The 18,793-nt window shown below is 46.5% G+C and carries 21 protein-coding genes and 1 tRNA gene; 8 read left to right on the forward strand and 14 right to left on the reverse strand.

What is annotated here, in order from left to right; translation table 11 throughout:
* Nucleotides 1-30: 30 nt before the first annotated feature.
* From EYO21_03155 to plsY, 5 genes are all read left to right on the forward strand, one after another.
* Nucleotides 31-489: a (2Fe-2S)-binding protein gene (locus EYO21_03155; GenBank protein HIB02810.1), complete on the forward strand. Its 459-nt coding sequence runs from the start codon at nt 31-33 to the stop codon at nt 487-489.
* A complete protein-coding gene (locus EYO21_03160) occupies nt 489-2,630 on the forward strand; it encodes a xanthine dehydrogenase family protein molybdopterin-binding subunit (GenBank protein HIB02811.1) in 2,142 nt (713 codons plus the stop codon). The genes EYO21_03155 and EYO21_03160 overlap by 1 nt, the downstream gene beginning before the upstream one ends.
* 41 nt (nt 2,631-2,671) lie before the next feature.
* Nucleotides 2,672-3,124 carry a methylated-DNA--[protein]-cysteine S-methyltransferase gene (locus EYO21_03165; protein HIB02812.1) on the forward strand — a complete coding sequence of 151 codons (453 nt, stop codon included), beginning with the start codon at nt 2,672-2,674 and terminating at the stop codon, nt 3,122-3,124.
* Between the two features lie 56 nt (nt 3,125-3,180).
* Complete coding sequence (locus EYO21_03170) at nt 3,181-3,789, forward strand: DUF502 domain-containing protein (protein HIB02813.1); 609 nt, start codon at nt 3,181-3,183, stop codon at nt 3,787-3,789.
* A gap of 128 nt (nt 3,790-3,917) precedes the next feature.
* Entirely contained in the window at nt 3,918-4,577 is a 660-nt protein-coding gene (gene plsY, locus EYO21_03175) for a glycerol-3-phosphate 1-O-acyltransferase PlsY (protein HIB02814.1), read from the forward strand.
* 6 nt (nt 4,578-4,583) lie between these two features.
* Here plsY and EYO21_03180 read toward each other — a convergent pair whose 3' ends face one another.
* The 14 genes from EYO21_03180 to EYO21_03245 all read right to left on the reverse strand — a co-directional run bounded on the left by EYO21_03180 (nt 4,584) and on the right by EYO21_03245 (nt 14,666).
* Nucleotides 4,584-5,972 carry a hypothetical protein gene (locus EYO21_03180; GenBank protein HIB02815.1) on the reverse strand — a complete coding sequence of 463 codons (1,389 nt, stop codon included), beginning with the start codon at nt 5,970-5,972 and terminating at the stop codon, nt 4,584-4,586.
* The gene (locus EYO21_03185; GenBank protein ID HIB02816.1) at nt 5,893-7,266 is read right to left on the reverse strand and encodes a dipeptidase; all 1,374 of its coding nucleotides are present in this window, start codon (nt 7,264-7,266) and stop codon (nt 5,893-5,895) included. Before EYO21_03185 ends, EYO21_03180 begins: the two co-directional genes overlap by 80 nt.
* 16 nt (nt 7,267-7,282) lie before the next feature.
* The gene (locus EYO21_03190; GenBank protein HIB02817.1) at nt 7,283-7,645 is read right to left on the reverse strand and encodes a c-type cytochrome; all 363 of its coding nucleotides are present in this window, start codon (nt 7,643-7,645) and stop codon (nt 7,283-7,285) included.
* An 11-nt stretch (nt 7,646-7,656) separates the two neighbouring features.
* Complete coding sequence (locus EYO21_03195) at nt 7,657-8,751, reverse strand: hypothetical protein (protein HIB02818.1); 1,095 nt, start codon at nt 8,749-8,751, stop codon at nt 7,657-7,659.
* A 13-nt stretch (nt 8,752-8,764) separates the two neighbouring features.
* Complete coding sequence (locus tag EYO21_03200; GenBank protein HIB02819.1) at nt 8,765-9,118, reverse strand: hypothetical protein; 354 nt, start codon at nt 9,116-9,118, stop codon at nt 8,765-8,767.
* A gap of 94 nt (nt 9,119-9,212) precedes the next feature.
* Nucleotides 9,213-9,848 (reverse strand): hypothetical protein, encoded by a 636-nt coding sequence (locus EYO21_03205; protein ID HIB02820.1) that lies wholly within the window; start codon nt 9,846-9,848, stop codon nt 9,213-9,215.
* A 121-nt stretch (nt 9,849-9,969) separates the two neighbouring features.
* Nucleotides 9,970-10,194, reverse strand: a complete 225-nt coding sequence (locus EYO21_03210) for a hypothetical protein (GenBank protein HIB02821.1) — start codon at nt 10,192-10,194, stop codon at nt 9,970-9,972.
* Between the two features lie 139 nt (nt 10,195-10,333).
* Entirely contained in the window at nt 10,334-11,413 is a 1,080-nt protein-coding gene (locus EYO21_03215; protein HIB02822.1) for a hypothetical protein, read from the reverse strand.
* Nucleotides 11,410-12,510: a hypothetical protein gene (locus EYO21_03220; protein HIB02823.1), complete on the reverse strand. Its 1,101-nt coding sequence runs from the start codon at nt 12,508-12,510 to the stop codon at nt 11,410-11,412. The genes EYO21_03215 and EYO21_03220 overlap by 4 nt, the downstream gene beginning before the upstream one ends.
* Nucleotides 12,507-12,947: a hypothetical protein gene (locus EYO21_03225; protein ID HIB02824.1), complete on the reverse strand. Its 441-nt coding sequence runs from the start codon at nt 12,945-12,947 to the stop codon at nt 12,507-12,509. The genes EYO21_03220 and EYO21_03225 overlap by 4 nt, the downstream gene beginning before the upstream one ends.
* Nucleotides 12,948-12,950: 3 nt before the next feature.
* Nucleotides 12,951-13,889: an NAD-dependent epimerase/dehydratase family protein gene (locus EYO21_03230; GenBank protein HIB02825.1), complete on the reverse strand. Its 939-nt coding sequence runs from the start codon at nt 13,887-13,889 to the stop codon at nt 12,951-12,953.
* A 73-nt stretch (nt 13,890-13,962) separates the two neighbouring features.
* Nucleotides 13,963-14,034 (reverse strand) — tRNA-Glu (locus EYO21_03235).
* A gap of 54 nt (nt 14,035-14,088) precedes the next feature.
* A complete protein-coding gene (gene grxD / locus EYO21_03240) occupies nt 14,089-14,424 on the reverse strand; it encodes a Grx4 family monothiol glutaredoxin (GenBank protein HIB02826.1) in 336 nt (111 codons plus the stop codon).
* A gap of 17 nt (nt 14,425-14,441) precedes the next feature.
* On the reverse strand, nt 14,442-14,666 hold the full coding sequence (locus tag EYO21_03245; protein ID HIB02827.1) for a BolA family transcriptional regulator: 225 nt from the start codon (nt 14,664-14,666) through the stop codon (nt 14,442-14,444).
* Between the two features lie 115 nt (nt 14,667-14,781).
* On the opposite strand from EYO21_03245, the gene lysA reads away from it, so the two are divergent.
* From lysA to EYO21_03260, 3 genes are all read left to right on the forward strand, one after another.
* On the forward strand, nt 14,782-16,053 hold the full coding sequence (gene lysA, locus EYO21_03250) for a diaminopimelate decarboxylase (GenBank protein ID HIB02828.1): 1,272 nt from the start codon (nt 14,782-14,784) through the stop codon (nt 16,051-16,053).
* Between the two features lie 218 nt (nt 16,054-16,271).
* Nucleotides 16,272-17,333: a homoserine dehydrogenase gene (locus EYO21_03255; GenBank protein HIB02829.1), complete on the forward strand. Its 1,062-nt coding sequence runs from the start codon at nt 16,272-16,274 to the stop codon at nt 17,331-17,333.
* Nucleotides 17,330-18,742: an aldehyde dehydrogenase family protein gene (locus EYO21_03260; GenBank protein ID HIB02830.1), complete on the forward strand. Its 1,413-nt coding sequence runs from the start codon at nt 17,330-17,332 to the stop codon at nt 18,740-18,742. Before EYO21_03255 ends, EYO21_03260 begins: the two co-directional genes overlap by 4 nt.
* Nucleotides 18,743-18,793: the final 51 nt, after the last annotated feature.

Consider the following 18,793-nt stretch of genomic DNA (forward strand, 5'->3'; position numbering starts at 1 on the left):
CCCAATCAAAGGGTTACATTCGTCAAGGGTATGGCAATATATACACTCACCGTCAACGGCAATAAACATCGCGTCAATGTAGAAGACGATATGCCTCTCTTATGGGTTCTACGTGATGAGATAGGACTCACCGGTACAAAGTTTGGCTGTGGTAGAGGACTCTGCGGGACTTGCACTATTCATTTGGACGGAGAACCAACCCGGTCCTGCATGACCTCAGTGGAATACGCCGACGGTTCTGAAATTACTACCATTGAAGGCCTCTCGAAGGATGTCTCTCATCCCCTACAGCAGGCTTGGATTGATGAGGAAGTTCCGCAATGCGGTTACTGTCAATCCGGTCAGATCATGACTGCCGCGGCTTTGCTAGAGCAAAATTCCGATCCCTCCGATGATGATATTGATGTGGCCATGAAAATGAATTTGTGCCGCTGTGGAACTTATCAACGTATTCGCAAGGCAATACATAGGGCAGCGAAGGAAATTTGATGGCTCAGTCTACTGTTAGCCGCCGTGATTTTCTTAAGGTCTCTTCTACTGCCGGGGCAGGGCTCATGATCGGAGTTTTCCTACCGGCCAAAGAGCGCCTCGTGGAGGCAGGACTATTACCAGCTGAGCCGTTCGAGCCAAACGCTTTCCTAACAATCAATCCTGATAATACTGTAACCATTACAGTTGCGAAATCTGAAATGGGGCAGCAAGTCCGTACATCCCTCCCCATGATTATTGCTGACGAACTGGACGCGGATTGGTCTCAAGTCAAAATCGCTCAAGCGGATGCTCACCCTGACAAATACGGTAGTCAGGGAACAGGCGGTAGCGGTTCCATCAGGCGCTCTTTTGAGAAATTACGAAAAGCGGGCGCTGCCGCCCGGGAGATGCTCATTGAAGCAGGAGCAAATGAATGGAATGTGAATAAATCCGAGTGTACAGTTTCCAATGGAAAGGTGGTACACAGTTCAACTGGCCGCCATTTCACCTTTGGAGAATTAACTAAAAAAGCGGCCAATTTGCCCGTTCCGGATGACCCACCGTTAAAGAACCCCAAAGATTTCAAGTTTATTGGAAAATCGATGCCTGGTCTTGATACACCGTCTCGCGTTGACGGCTCAGCACAGTTCGGTATGGATGTTCAACTGCCTGATATGCTCTATGCAACCGTTATCCGGTGCCCTACTTTTGGCGGGAAAGTAAAATCTTTCGATTCCCGCGAAGCCAAGAAGATTAATGGTGTAAAAGATATTTTCGAAATTGAAAAAGGGATCGCCGTCGTCGGTACAAACACTTGGGCAGTTATTAAAGGGCAGCGGGCTGCAAAAATCAAATGGGAGCATGGCAAATTTGTCAAGTGGAACAGTAGCCGTATCAGAGCCATGATGAAAAAGAAGGGTCTTGGCCATGCTGTGGTGGCCCGTGATGAAGGGAATGTTGCCCAAGCCCAAAAAGATGCTAACAATGTTCTAGAAATGGTCTACGAGGTTCCGTTCACATCGCACGCCACCATGGAGCCTATGAACTGTGTGGCGCATGTAAATAACGGGAAATGTGAAATCTGGGTCCCTACTCAGGTGCCACAACGGGTTCAGACCACGGCCGCCGAAGCACTGGGTATTCCTGAAGAGAAAGTGACAGTTCACGTGACAATGCTAGGTGGCGGCTTTGGCAGGCGGTTATGGGCAGATTACGTCACAGATGCCGTAGAAATATCAAAGAAAACCGGTAAACCTGTATTAATGCTCTGGACCCGGGAGGAGGACATGGCTCACGGTTTTTACCGGCCCACAAGTATCCATAAACTATCAGCATCCATGACAAAAAAGAACCGGGCCACCAGTTGGTCTCATCGCGTCATAGCGCCATCCATTTCCGCTCAACGGAGCCCTGAGACATTTTCTAAAGGAAAGCTGGACCGGAGTGCTGTAAACGGGGCCAGCAATGTGCCGTATGAAATCCCTAATATTCTTGTGGACTATGTAATGACCAATACAGAGGTGCCTGTTGGATGGTGGCGGTCGGTCTACAACTCCCAGAACGCTTTTGCCAACGAAGGATTCATTGATGAACTGGCCCATGCCGCCGATATCGATCCATACGAATTTCGTCTGAAACTTTTGAAGAAATCACCGCGGCACGTTGGCGTCCTGGAACTTGCCGCTGAAAAGGCAGGATGGGGTAAAAAGCTTGACAAAGGGCGAGGTCGAGGCATTGCTGTACATAAATCATTCGGATCCTGGGCTGCCCATGTAGCTGAAGTAACAGTGAACAGCGATGGCAATTTCAGTGTGGATCGTATTGTATGTGCCATTGATTGCGGACTTGCTGTCCATCCCGACGGTGTAAGAATGCAGATGGAGAGCTCCATTGTTTTCGGTCTCACATCCACACTGAAAGGTGAGATCACTATTAAAGACGGTGCCGTGGCACAGTCCAATTTCCATGAGTTTGAACTTTTGAGAATAGATGAAATGCCAAAAGTTGAAACTTACATCGTGGAAAGCAACGAGGCCCCCGGCGGCGCCGGCGAACCGGGACTTCCACCTGTTGCTCCAGCTGTAGCCAATGCCATTTTTGATGCTACCGGTATTCGAATTCGTAAGCTGCCCATCCGACCGGAAAATCTCCGGGTGTGATCACTTACGCCTCTCTGAACACTCCTATAGGAAGACTGCTAATGGCCAAAACAGGCCGCGGCATCTGTAAGATCAGCCTCCCCTCTGAACACGATAGCTCATTTTTTCACTGGCTCAAAGATCGGTTTCCGGAGGAAGATATTATTGAAGATTCCGAATCTTTATCTGATGAAATCAGTCAGCTCCAACAATATTTCAATAGCGAACGAACAGAGTTCACTTTCCCTCTAGATCTGCGCACCACACCCTTTAGAAAAAAAACACTACAGAAAGTGGCGGATATCCCTTTCGGGGAGACAGCTTCTTACAAGGATATAGCTGTTCAAATTAACAAAGAAAAAGCGGTTCGTGCCGTTGGGAGTGCAAACGGAAGTAACCCTATTCCAATCGTTATACCATGCCACCGCGTCATCGCACACGATGGTTCCCTGGGTGGCTATGGCGGGGGCCTCCCCACGAAGAAATGGTTCCTTAAGCATGAAGGCTGTCTCTAGGCACCATTCTGATTGACCTGTTTAGAGGGACGAGTTAACTTTATTCTCAAAGAATTATGACGTCAGTAATGAAACACCTCCGTGGGAAGATTGTGGCAGGGTTGGTCACCAGTGCCCCAATAATTGTAACTATTTGGTTACTGACTATTCTATTTCGTTTTTTTGATGGGTTTGCAGCACCCATTCTAGACCCGCTCTTTCCCATTCATATCCCAGGCCTAGGCGTTATCATTACACTTCTGTTCATGTATTTTCTGGGTGTCTTGGTAACCAACATTCTTGGCCGAAAACTCGTTTCTTTTGGAGAAGCTATCTTGAACAGGATTCCTCTGGCGAATTCTGTCTACGGAACTGCAAAGCAATTAACCCAATCCTTCAGCGGTGGATCCAGCAAAGCATTCCAGAAAACAGTGCTGATATCCTATCCCCGGCCCGGAAGCTGGACTCTGGCGTTTGTCACCGGCCAGTCAAAAGACGAAAACGGCAAACCCTATTACCATCTGTTCGTCTCTACCACACCCAATCCCACCTCAGGTTTTATGTTAATCATTCCGCAGGAAGACGCCATAGATCCAAACCTATCCGTAAAAGAAGGATTGGAAGCAATTATCTCTGGCGGTATGCTGGCACCTGAAAAAAACATGATTGCCAGCAAATCTGAATAGAAAAACGGCCCGAAAGAAAAGTGGGGTTAAGGAGGGTGAGACAGATCTCCCGGGCCGATGAAATGCTAATACTACTCTCAAACCTATGAAAAGTTGCCTCAACAAAACAAAATTTATTTGAACTTTTTTTGACCTTTATAATCATTATAATCATTAGTTATGTAGTTGGATCCTTCCCTACAAGTATAATTGTAGCAAAGTCAGTGGCCGGAATAGACATTCGCCAGCACGGAAGTGGCAATGCCGGTATGACCAATGTTGTCCGAGTAATCGGATGGAAACCGGGACTTTTAGTAGGTGCAGTTGATATTATTAAGGGATGGGTTGCAACGGCATGGGTCCCTTATCTCCCTTATGTTAATTCCATAGAAATGGACATTGCCATCATTCAGATAGTGGCCGGGGCCGCAACTGTTCTGGGTCACACATTCACAATCTTCGCCAGTTTTCGGGGAGGGAAAGGAATTGCCACACTGACGGGCATGATGATTGCCCTCTATCCCATTGCTGTAGGCGTATGCATCTTCACATTTGGGATCACTTTAATTACCTGGGGATATGTTTCCGTCAGTTCCATGACAGCATCGGTTACTCTGCCACTGGTGGTCATTCTTCTGCCGCTGATCGGTTTCCCGCCACCGTCCCAGCCCCTGGTAATCTTTTCCGTCATAGTGCCTGTCTTTGTGTTCCTAACTCACCGGGACAATATCAGCCGACTTCGTCAGGGGAATGAGGAACTGTTTGAGAAGGCTGTTCTGTTAGGCCGCAAGAATCACTCTAACCCTTAATACAGCTTAAAACTTTTGTCCTAATCCGAAGTTAATTCCTTTTGAGATGAATGCTCCCGAATAGAATGACCACCCAAAATCGAACCGAATAACGCCACCCGGAATTGGCATTCGGATACCAAAGCCTGTGCCCAAAAGAGGGTCACCTTTAAAGAGATCATGAAGCTGCCTGGAAGTATAACCAAAATCAAAAAAAGCGACACCGGTTAATCCATATTCCGCATTGAACATCGATGCTGAAACCGATGAAGTTGGAATAATTGTTTGGCGTGCCTCCGCTGAAAAAATGAATCGATGGTTACCAAACCTGAATGATTGTGATGGATTTGCATAATCTTCACTATTGGGCACTGACCAACCTCGAACAGTTGAATTGCCACCGAAATAGCTCAGCCATACCTCGTCCATAGAGCCAAAAGAAGTAGCTAGTTTGACACCAACGCCAAAAGTCAATTTTTTTCGCCCTTGAATGGGCGACCAGTATTGGCTGACGGACTGCGTCCACACAAGTCTATTCCCATCACCTTGGGTTAAGTCAATCATAGAATAAAAACTTTGAGCAATCATTCCTCCTCTACTGGGGTCTCGGTAAATATCGCGAGTGTCATAAATGACTGATCCCTGAGGAGCTATGTAGGTGAATGAGAGTGTATCGCTTTCTTCAGTAAACTGTTTGTGCTCCAACTCGAAACCTGCTTGCACTTTCCAGCGATATCCAAACCACCGCCCTAAGTTTGCTTCAAAAGCTTCAGTAGATTGAACATAAGGCAGAAACGGGTGAATGAATAGATTCTTTCCCAAATTCATAGATAGAGAAATATGATCCCCGGCAATCCAAGGATCAGAATATTGGAAACCAAACATTTGGATAGCGCCAATAGCACCACCTACCGCAAATGCCTGATTTCGGCCCCGGAAGTTTAATATTCTTACGCCGCCTCCCAGAGACCACCCTTTGTCTTCCCAATATATGGGTGATGCCGCGGGCCAGATTCGCCAACTCTCTAACACCTGGTAGACAAGCTCCACTGACCCATCTTTTTGAGGAACCGTACCCCAGAGAACGCTACTAAAAATCGCGAGGTTATCTATGCGGTCTCGGTCTTCGCTGACGATTGTGCTGTCCAAGTGCACGTCTAGCGGGTGCAGGATCTCCCGCCAAATAATATACTCCTTGGTGACAATGTTACCTTCCACACTGATCTTACTGACGACAGGTGCTGACTGCCCCATAACTTCTAGATGGAGAGCAATCAATAAGAATGGAATGAACCGGCCGAGATGAATGTCCGACAGGAACACTGGTTGCACCTTCTTACATCTCGCTGAGTTCTTGGTACAGATGAATGGCGCTGAGCGTCCCCAAGGCGTAATTCTCCAAATCGATCCATTCATTGGGGGCGTGGGCGTTCTCTCCGGGCAGACCGAAACCGATAAGGAGACACGGTAGGTCCAGAGTGTCGGTCATGTCCCTTACAAAGGGGATTGATCCACCTTCACGGATGAAAACTGCTTTTGTCCCGAACCCTTTTTCCAGGGCCCGGCTAGCGGCACCAAAGACAGGATGAGTCAGATCACCTAAAAAAGGCCTGCCGCCGTGCATGCGCTGCACTGTTATTTCCACTTCAGGTGGGGATATCTCATTAATGTATTTTTCAAACAGGTTACCAATTACATCCGGTTCCTGATTTGGGACGAGTCGCACACTCACTTTGGCGTGTGCCTCGGCCGGAATAACCGTTTTTGACCCCTCGCCCGTAAATCCACCCCAGATGCCGTTCACATCGAGGGCCGGACGGCACCAGAGACTTTCCAGCACAGAATAACCTTTTTCCCAGGTCAGTTCCGGTGCACCCACCTCCTGCCGGAAAACTTCTTCATCAAAAGGGAGCTCAACCATAGCGGCCCGCTCTTCCTCTGCCACATTCACTACATTGTCATAGAAACCGGGAATAGTGACGTGCCCATCAATATCTTTCAGCTGCCCTATGATGTCCGTCAATGCATGAATCGGGTTCTTCACGGCACCACCGAATATACCGGAATGGAGATCCTGTTCTGATCCCCTGAGATCGATCTGGAAATAGGCGATACCTCTCAAACCGTATGTGATGGAAGGCCATCCTTTCTTTACCATACTGGTATCTGAAATCACAGCCACATCAGCGGCGAGCATATCCTGGTTTTCTTTGAGAAAAGGTTCCAGACTTTCGCTTCCGACCTCTTCTTCACCCTCGACAATACATTTGATATTCAAAGGAAGCTTGCCAGCTGTTTTCATCCAAGATTCCATAGCTTTAAGGTGAAGATAAAACTGTCCCTTGTCGTCAACCGTTCCTCGGCCATAAAGGCGTCCGTCACGTTCAGATGCTTCAAACGGAGGCGTTTCCCACAATTCAAGTGGATCCACAGGTTGAACATCGTAGTGACCATACAGTAATACCGTTGGACAACCTGGAGCACCAAGCCATTCTCCATAGACGATTGGATGTCTTTCTGTCTCCACCATTTCTACCCGTTCAAAACCAACTACTTTCATCGCATCCCTGACGTATTGAGCACACCTTTGTATATCTTGCTTATGCTCCGAACTACTGGAGACACTGGGGATGGCTACCAGTTCCTTCAGTTCATGAAGAAAACGGTCCCTGTTTTCTTCAGCGTACGCTACTGCTTTTTCAATAGACATAATTCACCTCCTCAAATCAATGCTCGTGGCCTTTTTTCTTATCATCTTTGCTCCTTGGAGGATAAATGTTCCCTCGATGGCACGTCCAGCAAGTAACAGGTTCGTAAGCCAGTGGATTTAGGGTGTTCTTGTTTATGTTCTGGGTCATGATCATCATCTGGCGAGCAATCTCCTTATGTTTATTCTCATCAGATGGAAAATCACGTACATTGTGACAGTAGGCACATTTTACGCCAAGTGACGGGGCAATGTTCTTTTTCATGAAATCCATCACCTCTTTCTTCGTTTTGAAAGAGAGTATCTTGATATTTTTCGTGTCTTGTGCCTCCAGTGTGTGGGAAACGGCCACCAAAAGAAGGGTTATCAATATTCTTTTCATTTTCCTCCTCTCTAAAACCAGGCATGGGTCTGAAACAGGAATTCAATCGGTGACATTCCGGTGCCCGACACATGTGTTTTTCTCATTTGAATCTTTAACTCCAGAAAACTGAATGGGTAAAGTTCAGCACCCAACGAAAATCTAGAAAGAGCATTTTCCAGTAATTCAATATCCTCATCAAAAAAATCATATTTAGCAAGCAAATGTATTCCCGGTTTTATCATCCAGGCGATCTCACTGTAGGAAGCCACACTGTTTACGTCACCTGTCCAGCCACCGGCAAAATCCACCTCGCCTGTCCAAGTGAGCCGATCACGGGAGATACCGCCAAAAAAACCTTTAATCTCTGTGTCACCTTCGGAAAGGTACGATGCACCTGCTAAACCACTATAATCTCCTAGAGAGGAGGAATACTCAGCTCTGATGACTGCTGTTCGATTAGATGGCGGCCCGAGAAAAGTGGCTTCAGCTGCTTCGCCTGCCAAAAATCCGTTTGAGAGACTCGCAGTAAACAGGAAGTCTGACCTGAACATACCCAGCTCTGCAGTATTAACCGGAGGAGTCAAAGGTGAAAAGGGTAGCCCTTCTTTAAGAAGGCCGTGAGTTCTCTGTAGATTCCCTCCCCGGATGAAAGAGGTGTGATCGTCCAGCATGAGTCCGTACATGGGTCGCATTCTTCCTACCCTGACGTAGCTGTTGAGGAATGGAAAGAAAGCGTTTGTCCAGTACTCCGTATTTTCCTGCAGTACCTCCAACTCTACGTAAAGACCCATCATCCCTTTTAGATCAAAATAGGCATACAAATCTGTCTGCATGGGAAAAGCAGTTGACTCCTCGCTATCGGTGATGGCCTGTATTCGCAGGTCGGCACCGATCCGGAGATGATCAGTCAGTTGACCCACGTCATCCAGAGTGATGAGCGAACCTGTTGTAGGCATGGGCAGTTCATCAGTTGAGACGATCAGCATGCCGTAGTCATTTCTTAAGGCTCCTCCGGCGGGATTCACGTGACAAGTATTGCACGATGACCCCTCTTTGATGGCAAAACGAGGGATAGCGCTAGCTGATTGTACCAATAGAAAGGAGATGGCTATTCTGAGAAGCAATCGTTGACTCTCTTTAGTTGTTCTCAGCACCTTCGGTAATCCAGGCTCGGATATTGGCGACACTGGCATCACTGAGTGTACCACCAGGCGGCATTTTTGAACCGGTCTCGGAACTTCCCACTATTTTCAGATAAAGGACTGAATCCTCCGACTTGCCAGGATCCACCAATTTTAATGGAGCATAATTCATTGATTTCACATTAACGAGATTTGTGTAACTGTTCCCTTTCGTTAGATTGAGGTTGGTTGAGTGTCCCGCTCTGTGGCATCCTGACGTGGCACAGCTGATATCAAAAACAGGCTGGATGTCACTGGAGAAACTGACTGACTCATTGGAATTGTCATCTGTTTTTGGTTCGCTCCCCATATCAACGCAGCCAAGTAGCAGGAATAGACCTATAGGGGATCCGATTCGAGGAATCTTATTTTTCAATCGTTAGTGAAACTATAAATGTAACGCCTTACTTCAGAAGTGCCATTCTATGCGCCAGGATGCGATCATCGTACTTTAGAATAAAAATGTAGATGCCAGAAGAGAGCGTGATACCACGATAATTCTTTCCCATCCAGACAAGAGAATTGCTCCCGGGCTTAAGAGTGATAGGGCCAAAATCGTAGACCGACCGACCGGAAATCGTAACTATACTTGCCTGCCCTTGGACGTGAGTCATCGTGTTAATGACGATTCTTGTGGAGGGGTTAAACGGATTGGGATAGTTTCCTAAAATCTCAAAGTGTGAAGGCAATTGACTTTCAGTAGTAATAGAAATATTCTCCGCCGCCCCTTCATTTATCCATTGTTTAATTAGATCAATGGTGGAATCAGCAAGTGCACCGCTTGGTGGCATCTGTGAAGAAACAGACCCCTCCAAACGTTGTATCACCAGACTGTTGGCAGCATCTCCAGCTTTGACTACCACACCACTGTTCCCGCCTTTTATCATTTCAGCATAAGAGGTTAGGTTGAGTCCACTGCTGTGGCCACTTGTGTGACAGCTGATACAATTTTGATTGAAAATGGGCTGGATTTTTGAATTGTAGTCAACCTGAGCTCCAACAACTGAGAAAAATAATGCAATAACAATAAGACGTTTCATCTGCGTTCTTTCCAATCTATGTGAATTGCTGGGAATTTAACGGCGATTATGAAGTTCCGCTACAACAACAAAAAAAACCCCCGGAGTCCGGGGGTTTTCTACCGTCTTTATGACTCAGATATTAGCGGCCTCTGGCCATTGGAGATCTGGAAACATCACCATTTTTATCAATATAGTACAGGTAACCTGACTGCCGATTAACACCAGCTTTGGCAACTTCTTCCGCATTGCCTCCACCTTTACCTGCACGGGCCATCTTGGAACGCCATACATTACCGTTCTTTCCGAGGTAATACAGATATCCAGATTCTTTTCTAACGCCTGTTCTTGCGACGACTTCAGCCATGATATTCTCCTTATTTTTCAGTTAGAGAATGCTATAAGTGCATCCCGCCGCGGATATTATCACTTTCTCGTCGAGAAAGTCAAGTTTTTTCGACGAGTGCCCGACGAGCGGTTTTTCGGCAATATTCGCGGGCCTAACGCTACAAAACCGGCTTCAACATCATTTTTATAAAGCGGCCCATCCGCCAAAGCTCAGAGATGAATCCAAGAGGTCCTTTACCGTGTCCCTCTATTTCCGAATGAGCGTAAAGAGTACTGATGAACGTGTGAACCTCTTTCCCTCTCTCTTCGAGAGCCCGTCTGAATCTGACAGTTTCCGTAAACGGTATCATGGTGTCGCTGGCACCATGAATTAGATAGAGTGGAAAGTCAATTTCATCAATAAATTGAACCGGGGACAGCGGCAACAGTATATTTTCAATCTTATCCATCACTTGTTGCACCATCTCCACAGACTCCTTGCTCTGGTCGGATACAATTTTGTCAATAAGGATTCTATCTTCTTTTGGAAAAGAAGCATAAAGTTCTCCCTCGTTTTCTCCGTCATTGGCCACCTGATCCAGCAGGTAGGCGCGTATGTTTTCAGGATTGCATGGGTTATCGAGATATTCCAGGTAGTTATAGAAAAAGACAATTCGGCCCCAGTTGTGTGGCTCGAAAACATATTCCTTTTTCCCGTCTGAACAGCGGCCGGTGATAACAAACTGGAGCGACTCTTTGATATCAAAATAGCTCCCGTAGGAGATTACACTGGCCGGCCGGTTTTTTAACCGCTCATCCAAGCACGCCTTTATAAAAAGACTTCCACCGAAACTCATGCCTGCACACGCAATCCGTTCTTTATCAATATCCTCTCGTATCTCTACAGCTTCATAAACGTTTATCATATGTTCAATTGATTCCTCCCGAACAAAAACCTCCTTCATGGCGGGTATGCGTGGCAGGAACGTCCTGACCCCTGCCAGAGCTGTGGCACGGGCAAGCATATTGACGGCTTCGTGTTCTTCTGCTGCTGGTGTGACACCGGGATAGATAACAAGTGCCGGTGCATTCTTCAACTTTGCGGGATGATAGATGCGCATGGGCACAGTTTCACCTTCGGTTGTGGTGTAAAATGATGTTTCCACAGCTGGCTCCCGGCGATATAGTGTCAGCAGCCGGCCGACCGGATTTGGTACCACGTTGAGTACAATGGTGAGCATTTTCCAGAAATGTTTCACGAGCCGGCAGTTCTCAACTTTTTCACAACTTCAAACCCCCGCCTGAAAAATGGTTGCGGTGCATTCAGCTCCATTAAAGTAGAAACATCTCTCAGCAGATCGTTGTCAATTTTCTGAAGTTCCAGTGCCTTTGACATAGAGATGAGACCGAGAAAATATAACGGACTGGTAGCGGGAGTATAATAGAGAGGGAAGTCACTGCCGTAACACAGTTTGTCAAAATAGTGAGGATTCCTTATCAGGTGTCGCAAGCTGGATGATTTGTGAAGAAGAGAAAGACCTGAAATATCACCGTAGAGATTTGGAAAGTCATCAATCATATTGAGGAATTGGCGGAAGTAAGGACCGTTGGAGTCCCCTCCTCCCGATGCGCAGTGGGCCGCGATTACGGTCACCCCTTCCTCCAGCGGTAACTGAAGGAGCAGAGGGTTTCCCAATTTCTGATCCACCGCACCGCCCACCGCATATTCGGTACCCGTATGTGTAAGTAGTGCCATTTCCAGTTCATTCAAGCGCCGGTAGAAAGGAACTATTCGTTTGTCGGAAGGGTCGATGCCCATGGTATTGGGGATCCACTTCACCACAGCCGCCCCTAGGGAAGCGACACGTTCCAGCTCGTAAAGGGCCTCTTTTCTGTAGGGGTTGATGGAAGCACCCGGCACCAACTTTTCAGTCTCAGACGCTACGGACAAGACATAATCGTTTGGGATCAAAAACAGAGTTTCGCCAAAATCGAGCTGACCGGATGAGTCATAAATGCCGTCCATTGCTAAAAGAACCCCACGCCAACTGTCGGGAAGTTTGGCAATCAGATCCATGAGCCGATTTACATATGCCCGGTCTTGTTCTTCGGGCGTTTCGCCGGAGCCGAAGTCCACAAACAGCCGCGAGAATTTCAAAGCAAAGGATCGCTGGAAACGTTTACTTAAAAAGCAGCCGTTATCCGGATTGCTCCCCAACAGGTGTACGTGAACGTCAGCGATGGGCCCTGATGGAAGGTGGACGCCAGCTGGATCTTCATCACGGGAAAAAAGTCGTGGGACGGCCAGGGGCAGGGTTACTGCGGCAAGGTTACGAAAGAACCGGCGCCGATTCAAAATTGACCAACCCCAACGCCGTAATGCATGAGCTGACCACCAAAATATCCGGTGTAAAGAACGGCCACAGTCAGGAGTATCAAAAACGCAAATACAACCAGATCAATCCGCCGGTCACCAGGAAATCGGAAGTGTAGCCACAACCAACCGATGAGAACCACCAGGGAGGTCCAGACAGTGAAAGTAGCAAAGTTTTCATGCTGTTCCATGAGCGACTGAACCGGCCCATTCAGTCCAGATTCACTTATGGAGGCATTGGCGGCAGCTTGTCCTGAAAGCATTGAAGAAAAGGACATGGCCAGTGAAAAACCGAGAGTCCAGATGGGCGCTCTTTTGTCCATCCAGCCGGGACGGATGAGAACAATTAACTGCATCATCGCCGCTGCGGTGATAAGTGCAATTGGGAAATGTGTTACAAAAGGGTGGAGAACCGCCACAGATTATTGCTTGGTCGCAGCCACAAAATCACGCAAGGAATCCTTCGAAGAGTGCTTATACCGAAAAGAAGTCTCTCTTTCTATTTTGGAACCATCCACCACCCAGGAAAACTCCACAAAATCGAGCATGGAACTGGGCGCCTCAGAAAGAAATTTTAACCTGAGTGCCCACCCGAGACCAGAAAACATCCGGATGATCCTTGGCCCCAGTCTCAACTGTATACCGCCAGTGATAGAGACCAGTTCATCCTGAGTTAAAGTTTCTTCCGGACCAAGGTTATACGCTCCGGCTTTCGCTTCTTTAACCAGAGCAAACAGTGCGTCGGCGGCATCTTTTTCATGGAGAAGCTGTACTCTTGCAGTAGAGCCTTTCACCAAAGGAACCCAAGGTTTGGAAACATAGCGAGAAATGAGGTTTCCAATATGGGCACCACAAACCACCGCTGGGCGGGCAATTACTATATCTACCCCAGAGTTTTCCTTTTCGAATTCGGCCAGTTTTTCTTCAACAATCTTCTTGTCATTGGCATACTGGTATGTATGGCCACGGATAGGCATATCTTCAGTGATCCGTTCAGGATTGTCAGGATAGGCCCCGTAAGCTGTCCCTGAACTGGTCACCACCAGACGCTGAATTCCAAACTTTTTCACATTATCAAGGACATTCTCCAGGGTCCCCACATTTATCCTGTACATCTTTTTGCTGTCGTGCATGGGGTTGAGTACAAACACAAGATGAACAACTGTCTCAATCTTTTGTCTCTGGAAAATATCGGCGAGATCATTACAACAGTCCCGCTCATAGAATATCAGTTTTTCAAATGTTTCTCTTGGGGGAAGAACATCAATACCGATAATCTCACCTATTGATCGGTCGGCTTGGAGACGCCGGCAAAGCTCAGTCCCGATGTAACCAGACGATCCTGTGATTAAAATACCCATGAGATAGAAATTTCCGGAATTTAGGACGCGGTCAAACAAAAAAGTCCGCAATTTATGCGGACTTTATCTGGCGTGACCCCTAGGGGAGTCGAACCCCTGTTGCCAGGTCGAAAACCTGGAGTCCTAACCGCTAGACGAAGGGGCCAAAATTGCGCGGGAATATAAGCCGAAGTTAAAAAGAGGACAAATGAAGGTCTGGTCAGCCGTCTTCTGAGAGCGCCTTCTTTTCAGCAACCTCTAGCATCTTCTTTAACTCCCCCGACTGATGAAGTTCAAGTGCGATATCGCAGCCGCCTACCATTTCACCATTGATGAAAAGCTGCGGTATAGTGGGCCAGTTGGTAATCTCAGAAAGATTAACCCTGATCTCAGGATTTTCCAGAACATTCACATCTACATAAGGAACTCCGTAGTTGTTCATCATCTGAACAACAGAATTGGAGAAACCGCACATGGGCATTTCCTTAGTCCCTTTCATATAAAGAACCACCATATTCTCATCAATTGTTTTCTGAATCTCATCCTTCATATCCATGATTTTACTTCCTTATTTTATTGAGCCGAAGTTTTCAACTGCAGTGCATGAATCTCCTTGGTAAGGTAGTCACCAAGAGTTTTGTAGACAGCCTGATGCTGCTGGATGAGAGACATGCCTTCAAAACCGCGCCAGGCTACTGTAGCGGAGAAATGATCACCGGTTCTCTGAGGATCGGTTACCTCTGCCTCGGCACCGTCCAGGCCAATTTCAATTAGATTTTGGACTTCCTCTGTTTTCATCTCACCGTCAAATTTACTCATCCCGAATGAGAGTGCAACAGATTGATGATGATACTAAACAGGTTGAGTAGCTCATCACAACGTCATATTTTCAAAGAAGAAACAGAATCAATCTATGGCGGCATCTAAATTAAACCACCCTTTGCTCCCCGTCATCGCTGATGACAGAGCCATGGAGGCACTAGCACAACAGTACGGTACTCCCCTTTATGTGTATGTCAAGAAACAGCTCCTGTCAAATCTTACCAACCTTGACAATGACATTTCTTCAGCCTTCTCTAATTATCAGATCTGTTTCGCCCTGAAAGCAAACACAAACCCCCACTTGCTCTCACTTATGAAGGAATCGCTCCCGACCCTGGGCGCCGACTGTTCATCACCCGGTGAACTGTATATTGCCGACGAAGTGGGCATTGAACAGGAGCGGCGTATTTATACAGGAAACTATGAGAGCACCAAGGAACTGAAACTGGCCATTGAATCGGCAGAACATTTGAACCTCGATGATATTTCATCTTATGAGAGGCTCAGGAGATTCGCTATTCCAAAACAGGTCTCATTCCGACTCAATCCCGGTTTCGGTAGCGGGAGCTTCCCTGAAATTGTCACCTCCGGCAAAGAAGCCAAATTCGGGATACCAGAAGAAAAGATCGCCAACGCTTATCGTATGTCCCAAGAGGATGGTGTTAAGAAATTCGGGATTCAGTGCATGAGCGGCTCAGGGAACCTAGACAATGACTATTTTGTCCATCTCCTCACTGCAATACTGGAAAACGCTCGGAAACTTGAGAAAGAACTTGGATTCAGATTCTCCTTTATCAGCCTAGGGGGCGGTTACGGCATTCCCTATGAGAACAATCAGGAGCCGCTGGATTCAAAAGAACTTTTTGGAAAGCTGGGTAAAACATTCCATGAATTCTATGAGCCTGAAAACGGTCCTGTCCCGAAGTTTATGATCGAGCCGGGGAAGATCATTATCGCTGATGCTGGTTTCCTTTTGACCCGCGTCACAGGAATCAAAGAGAGCTACAAGAACTTTGTTGGCCTGGACGCAGGTATGAATACATTCCTTCGTCCCGCCCTTTACAAAACGTATCACAAGATTTTCAAGGTCGGGGAGCCGGACGCACCGGAAAAGCTTGTGGCCGATTTCACCGGTGGCATCTGTGAAAACACCGACCGGCTGGCAACAGACAGATCTTTTCCGGAAGTAGAGGAAGGTGATCTGATCGCTGTCATGGACGTTGGTGCTTATGGCTTCAGTATGGCAAATCAATATAATACAAGACCCAAACCGGCAGAAGTGCTATTGGAGAACCGTAAGCCACGCCTTATCAGACGCCGAGAAACGGTGGAAGATATCTTTTCCCATACAGATTGGAACTGACCCGAGAATGGGTGAGCTGATCAATTAACTTCACAAGCATATTCCCTCCATCTATTATATCAGCAAGAAGAGGAAGAAGGCCGGAAACTGGCATACATCAACCCATTTGCGATTCGGATTTCTGTCAGGATTGAGCACCCTGATCTTTCATATTTGATCTTGAAAACACTCTAATAAAACCTGAATTAAATAAACCATACATTCTATAAGGCAATCCCATGAAATACAAACTTGCGTTAATCGGCTTCGGAACAGTAGGCCAAGGTCTTTGTGAAATTCTAATTAACAAAAAGACTGAATTAAAAGAAAACCACGATCTTGATTGGGAAGTAGTGGCAGTTTCCGACCTGTTGAAAGGATCTGTTTATTGCCCTGACGGACTGAATGTTAATCAGCTCCTCGATTTAGTAAAATCAGGTACATCACTGGAAGAGTACAAACCCAAAGGTGAAAAAGCACCATGTGAATTCGGGTGGGACGCGGTAACAACAATTCAAAATTCCAATGCTGATATAGTGTGCGAATTATCCTACACGGATGTAAAAACAGCAGAACCGGCACTTACTCATTGTAAAACATCATTTAAAAACGGCAAACATGTTGTTACGAGCAATAAAGGTCCGGCGACAATAAAATATAGTGAAATGAAGCAATCAGCTGAAAAATATGGTGTACAATTTTTCATCGAGGGGACTGTCATGTCCGGTACACCAGTACTGAACCTTGCAAAGGGACCGTTAGCTGGTTGTTCCATCTCCGCTGTGAGCGGGATTCTGAATGGAACAACAAATTATATATTAACAGAAATGGAAGCGGGGAAATCTTATGAGGATGTTCTGAAAACAACACAGGAACTTGGATATGCCGAAGCAGACCCAGCTGGAGATGTCGAAGGATATGATGCGATGGCAAAGGTCATTATTCTTGCCAATGTTGTCATGGGTGCCGACATCTCTGCCGAAAATGTGGATCGTGAAGGGATTACTGGTATCACCCCAGAAATGATCAATGATGCTAAGCAGAAAAATGCCAGATGGAAGCTTATCGGTTCTGTAGAAAAATCAAATGGCAAAATTGCGGCAAGTGTAAAACCGAAAATGATTCCGATGGATCATCCTTTAGCAGGGGTAATGGGATCGACCAACGCACTGACATTTGCTACAGACCTTTTAGGTGATGTAACTATCGTTGGAGCAGGGGCGGGGAAAACAGAAACTGGTTTTTCCATTTTATCGGACATTCTGTCTATTAATAATTTGCAAAAAAGGAATGAATCATGAAAATGCTCATCCATGGGAAATGGGTCGATAAACCTGAAAAAATCAACGTTCTAAATCCATACGACGGTAATGTGTTGGATACAGTTCCAGCAGGAACTGTGGACGACGTCAAGAAGGCAATAGAATCTGCAGCAGAAGGATTTACTATTAACAGAGACATGCCCGTACACAGAAGAATTTCCATCTTGAAAAAGACAGCTAAAATAATGCAAACCCGCTTCGATGAGTTGGCAAAAACTATTGCAACAGAAGGTTCAAAAACAATAAAAGAAGCTCGAAAGGAAGTGGGAAGAGCGATAAATACGATCACAATTTCTGCAGAAGAAGCCCGGCGGCTTAACGGTGAAACCATTCCATTTGATTCTGCGGAAGGTTCTGAAAATCGGGTCGGATACTATTATCGTTTCCCCATCGGGATCATCGCTGCCATTACACCTTTTAATGATCCGCTGAATCTGGTTGCTCATAAACTGGGGCCAGCCATAGCCGGTGGAAATTCTGTTGTATTGAAACCGGCAACCGTTACCCCGCTTTCAGCGCTGAAACTTGCGGAATGCTTATTAGAAGCAGGATTACCTGAAAAGGTTTTATCTGTCGTAACAGGCTACGGGAATGAGATCGGTGATGCTCTGGTCTCTGACGATCGTGTCCGAATGATCTCTTTCACTGGTGGTGTGGAAGCAGGGGAAGAGATTATGAAGAAAATTGGATTGAAGAAGGTCGGCATGGAGCTTGGGTCAAATTCTCCGGTGATCGTAATGAATGACTGCGACTTAGATCCAGCTGTGGAATCCTGTGTTTCCGGTGCTTTTTGGGCGGTGGGACAGAACTGCATCGGCGTTCAGCGGATTTACATCCATGAAAACATTTACAGTGAATTCAGAAATCAGTTTGTTGTCCGCACCAAACAATACAAAACTGGGTTTCAATTAGATGAAGACACAGACATGGGTCCCATGATCAATGAAAAAGAAGCAATACGCGTGATTAAATGGGTGGATGAAGCCGTGGAAATGGGAGCGGCTTGTCTCACGGGCGGTATTCGTGAAGGGAGCTTAGTTCAACCCACGGTTATGGAAAACATGCCCACTGGAGCGAAACTGGACTGCGAGGAGATTTTTGGACCCGTTGTGACGTTGTACAAAGTCAGCGCCCTGGATGAAGCCATTGAAAAATCCAATGAAGGAAACTATGGTCTGCATGGAGCGATTTTTACCAGCAATATTAACAACGCTTTTCACGCCATTAAGCACATGGATGTTGGAGGAATTATTATCAATGACTCCACTGATTACAGAGTGGATCTCATGCCATTTGGTGGTGTGAAAAACAGCGGACTCGGCAGAGAAGGAATTAAGTTTGCGTTACAGGAAATGACCGAACCAAAAGTTGTCTGTTTTAACTTATAATGTACCTGAATAATTTGGCCTTATCATCTGCGCGCGTACAATAACAAATTG

The sequence above is a fragment of the Candidatus Neomarinimicrobiota bacterium genome, from assembly GCA_012964825.1.
In the GTDB taxonomy this organism is placed as follows: Bacteria; Fidelibacterota; Marinisomatia; order Marinisomatales; family S15-B10; genus UBA2125.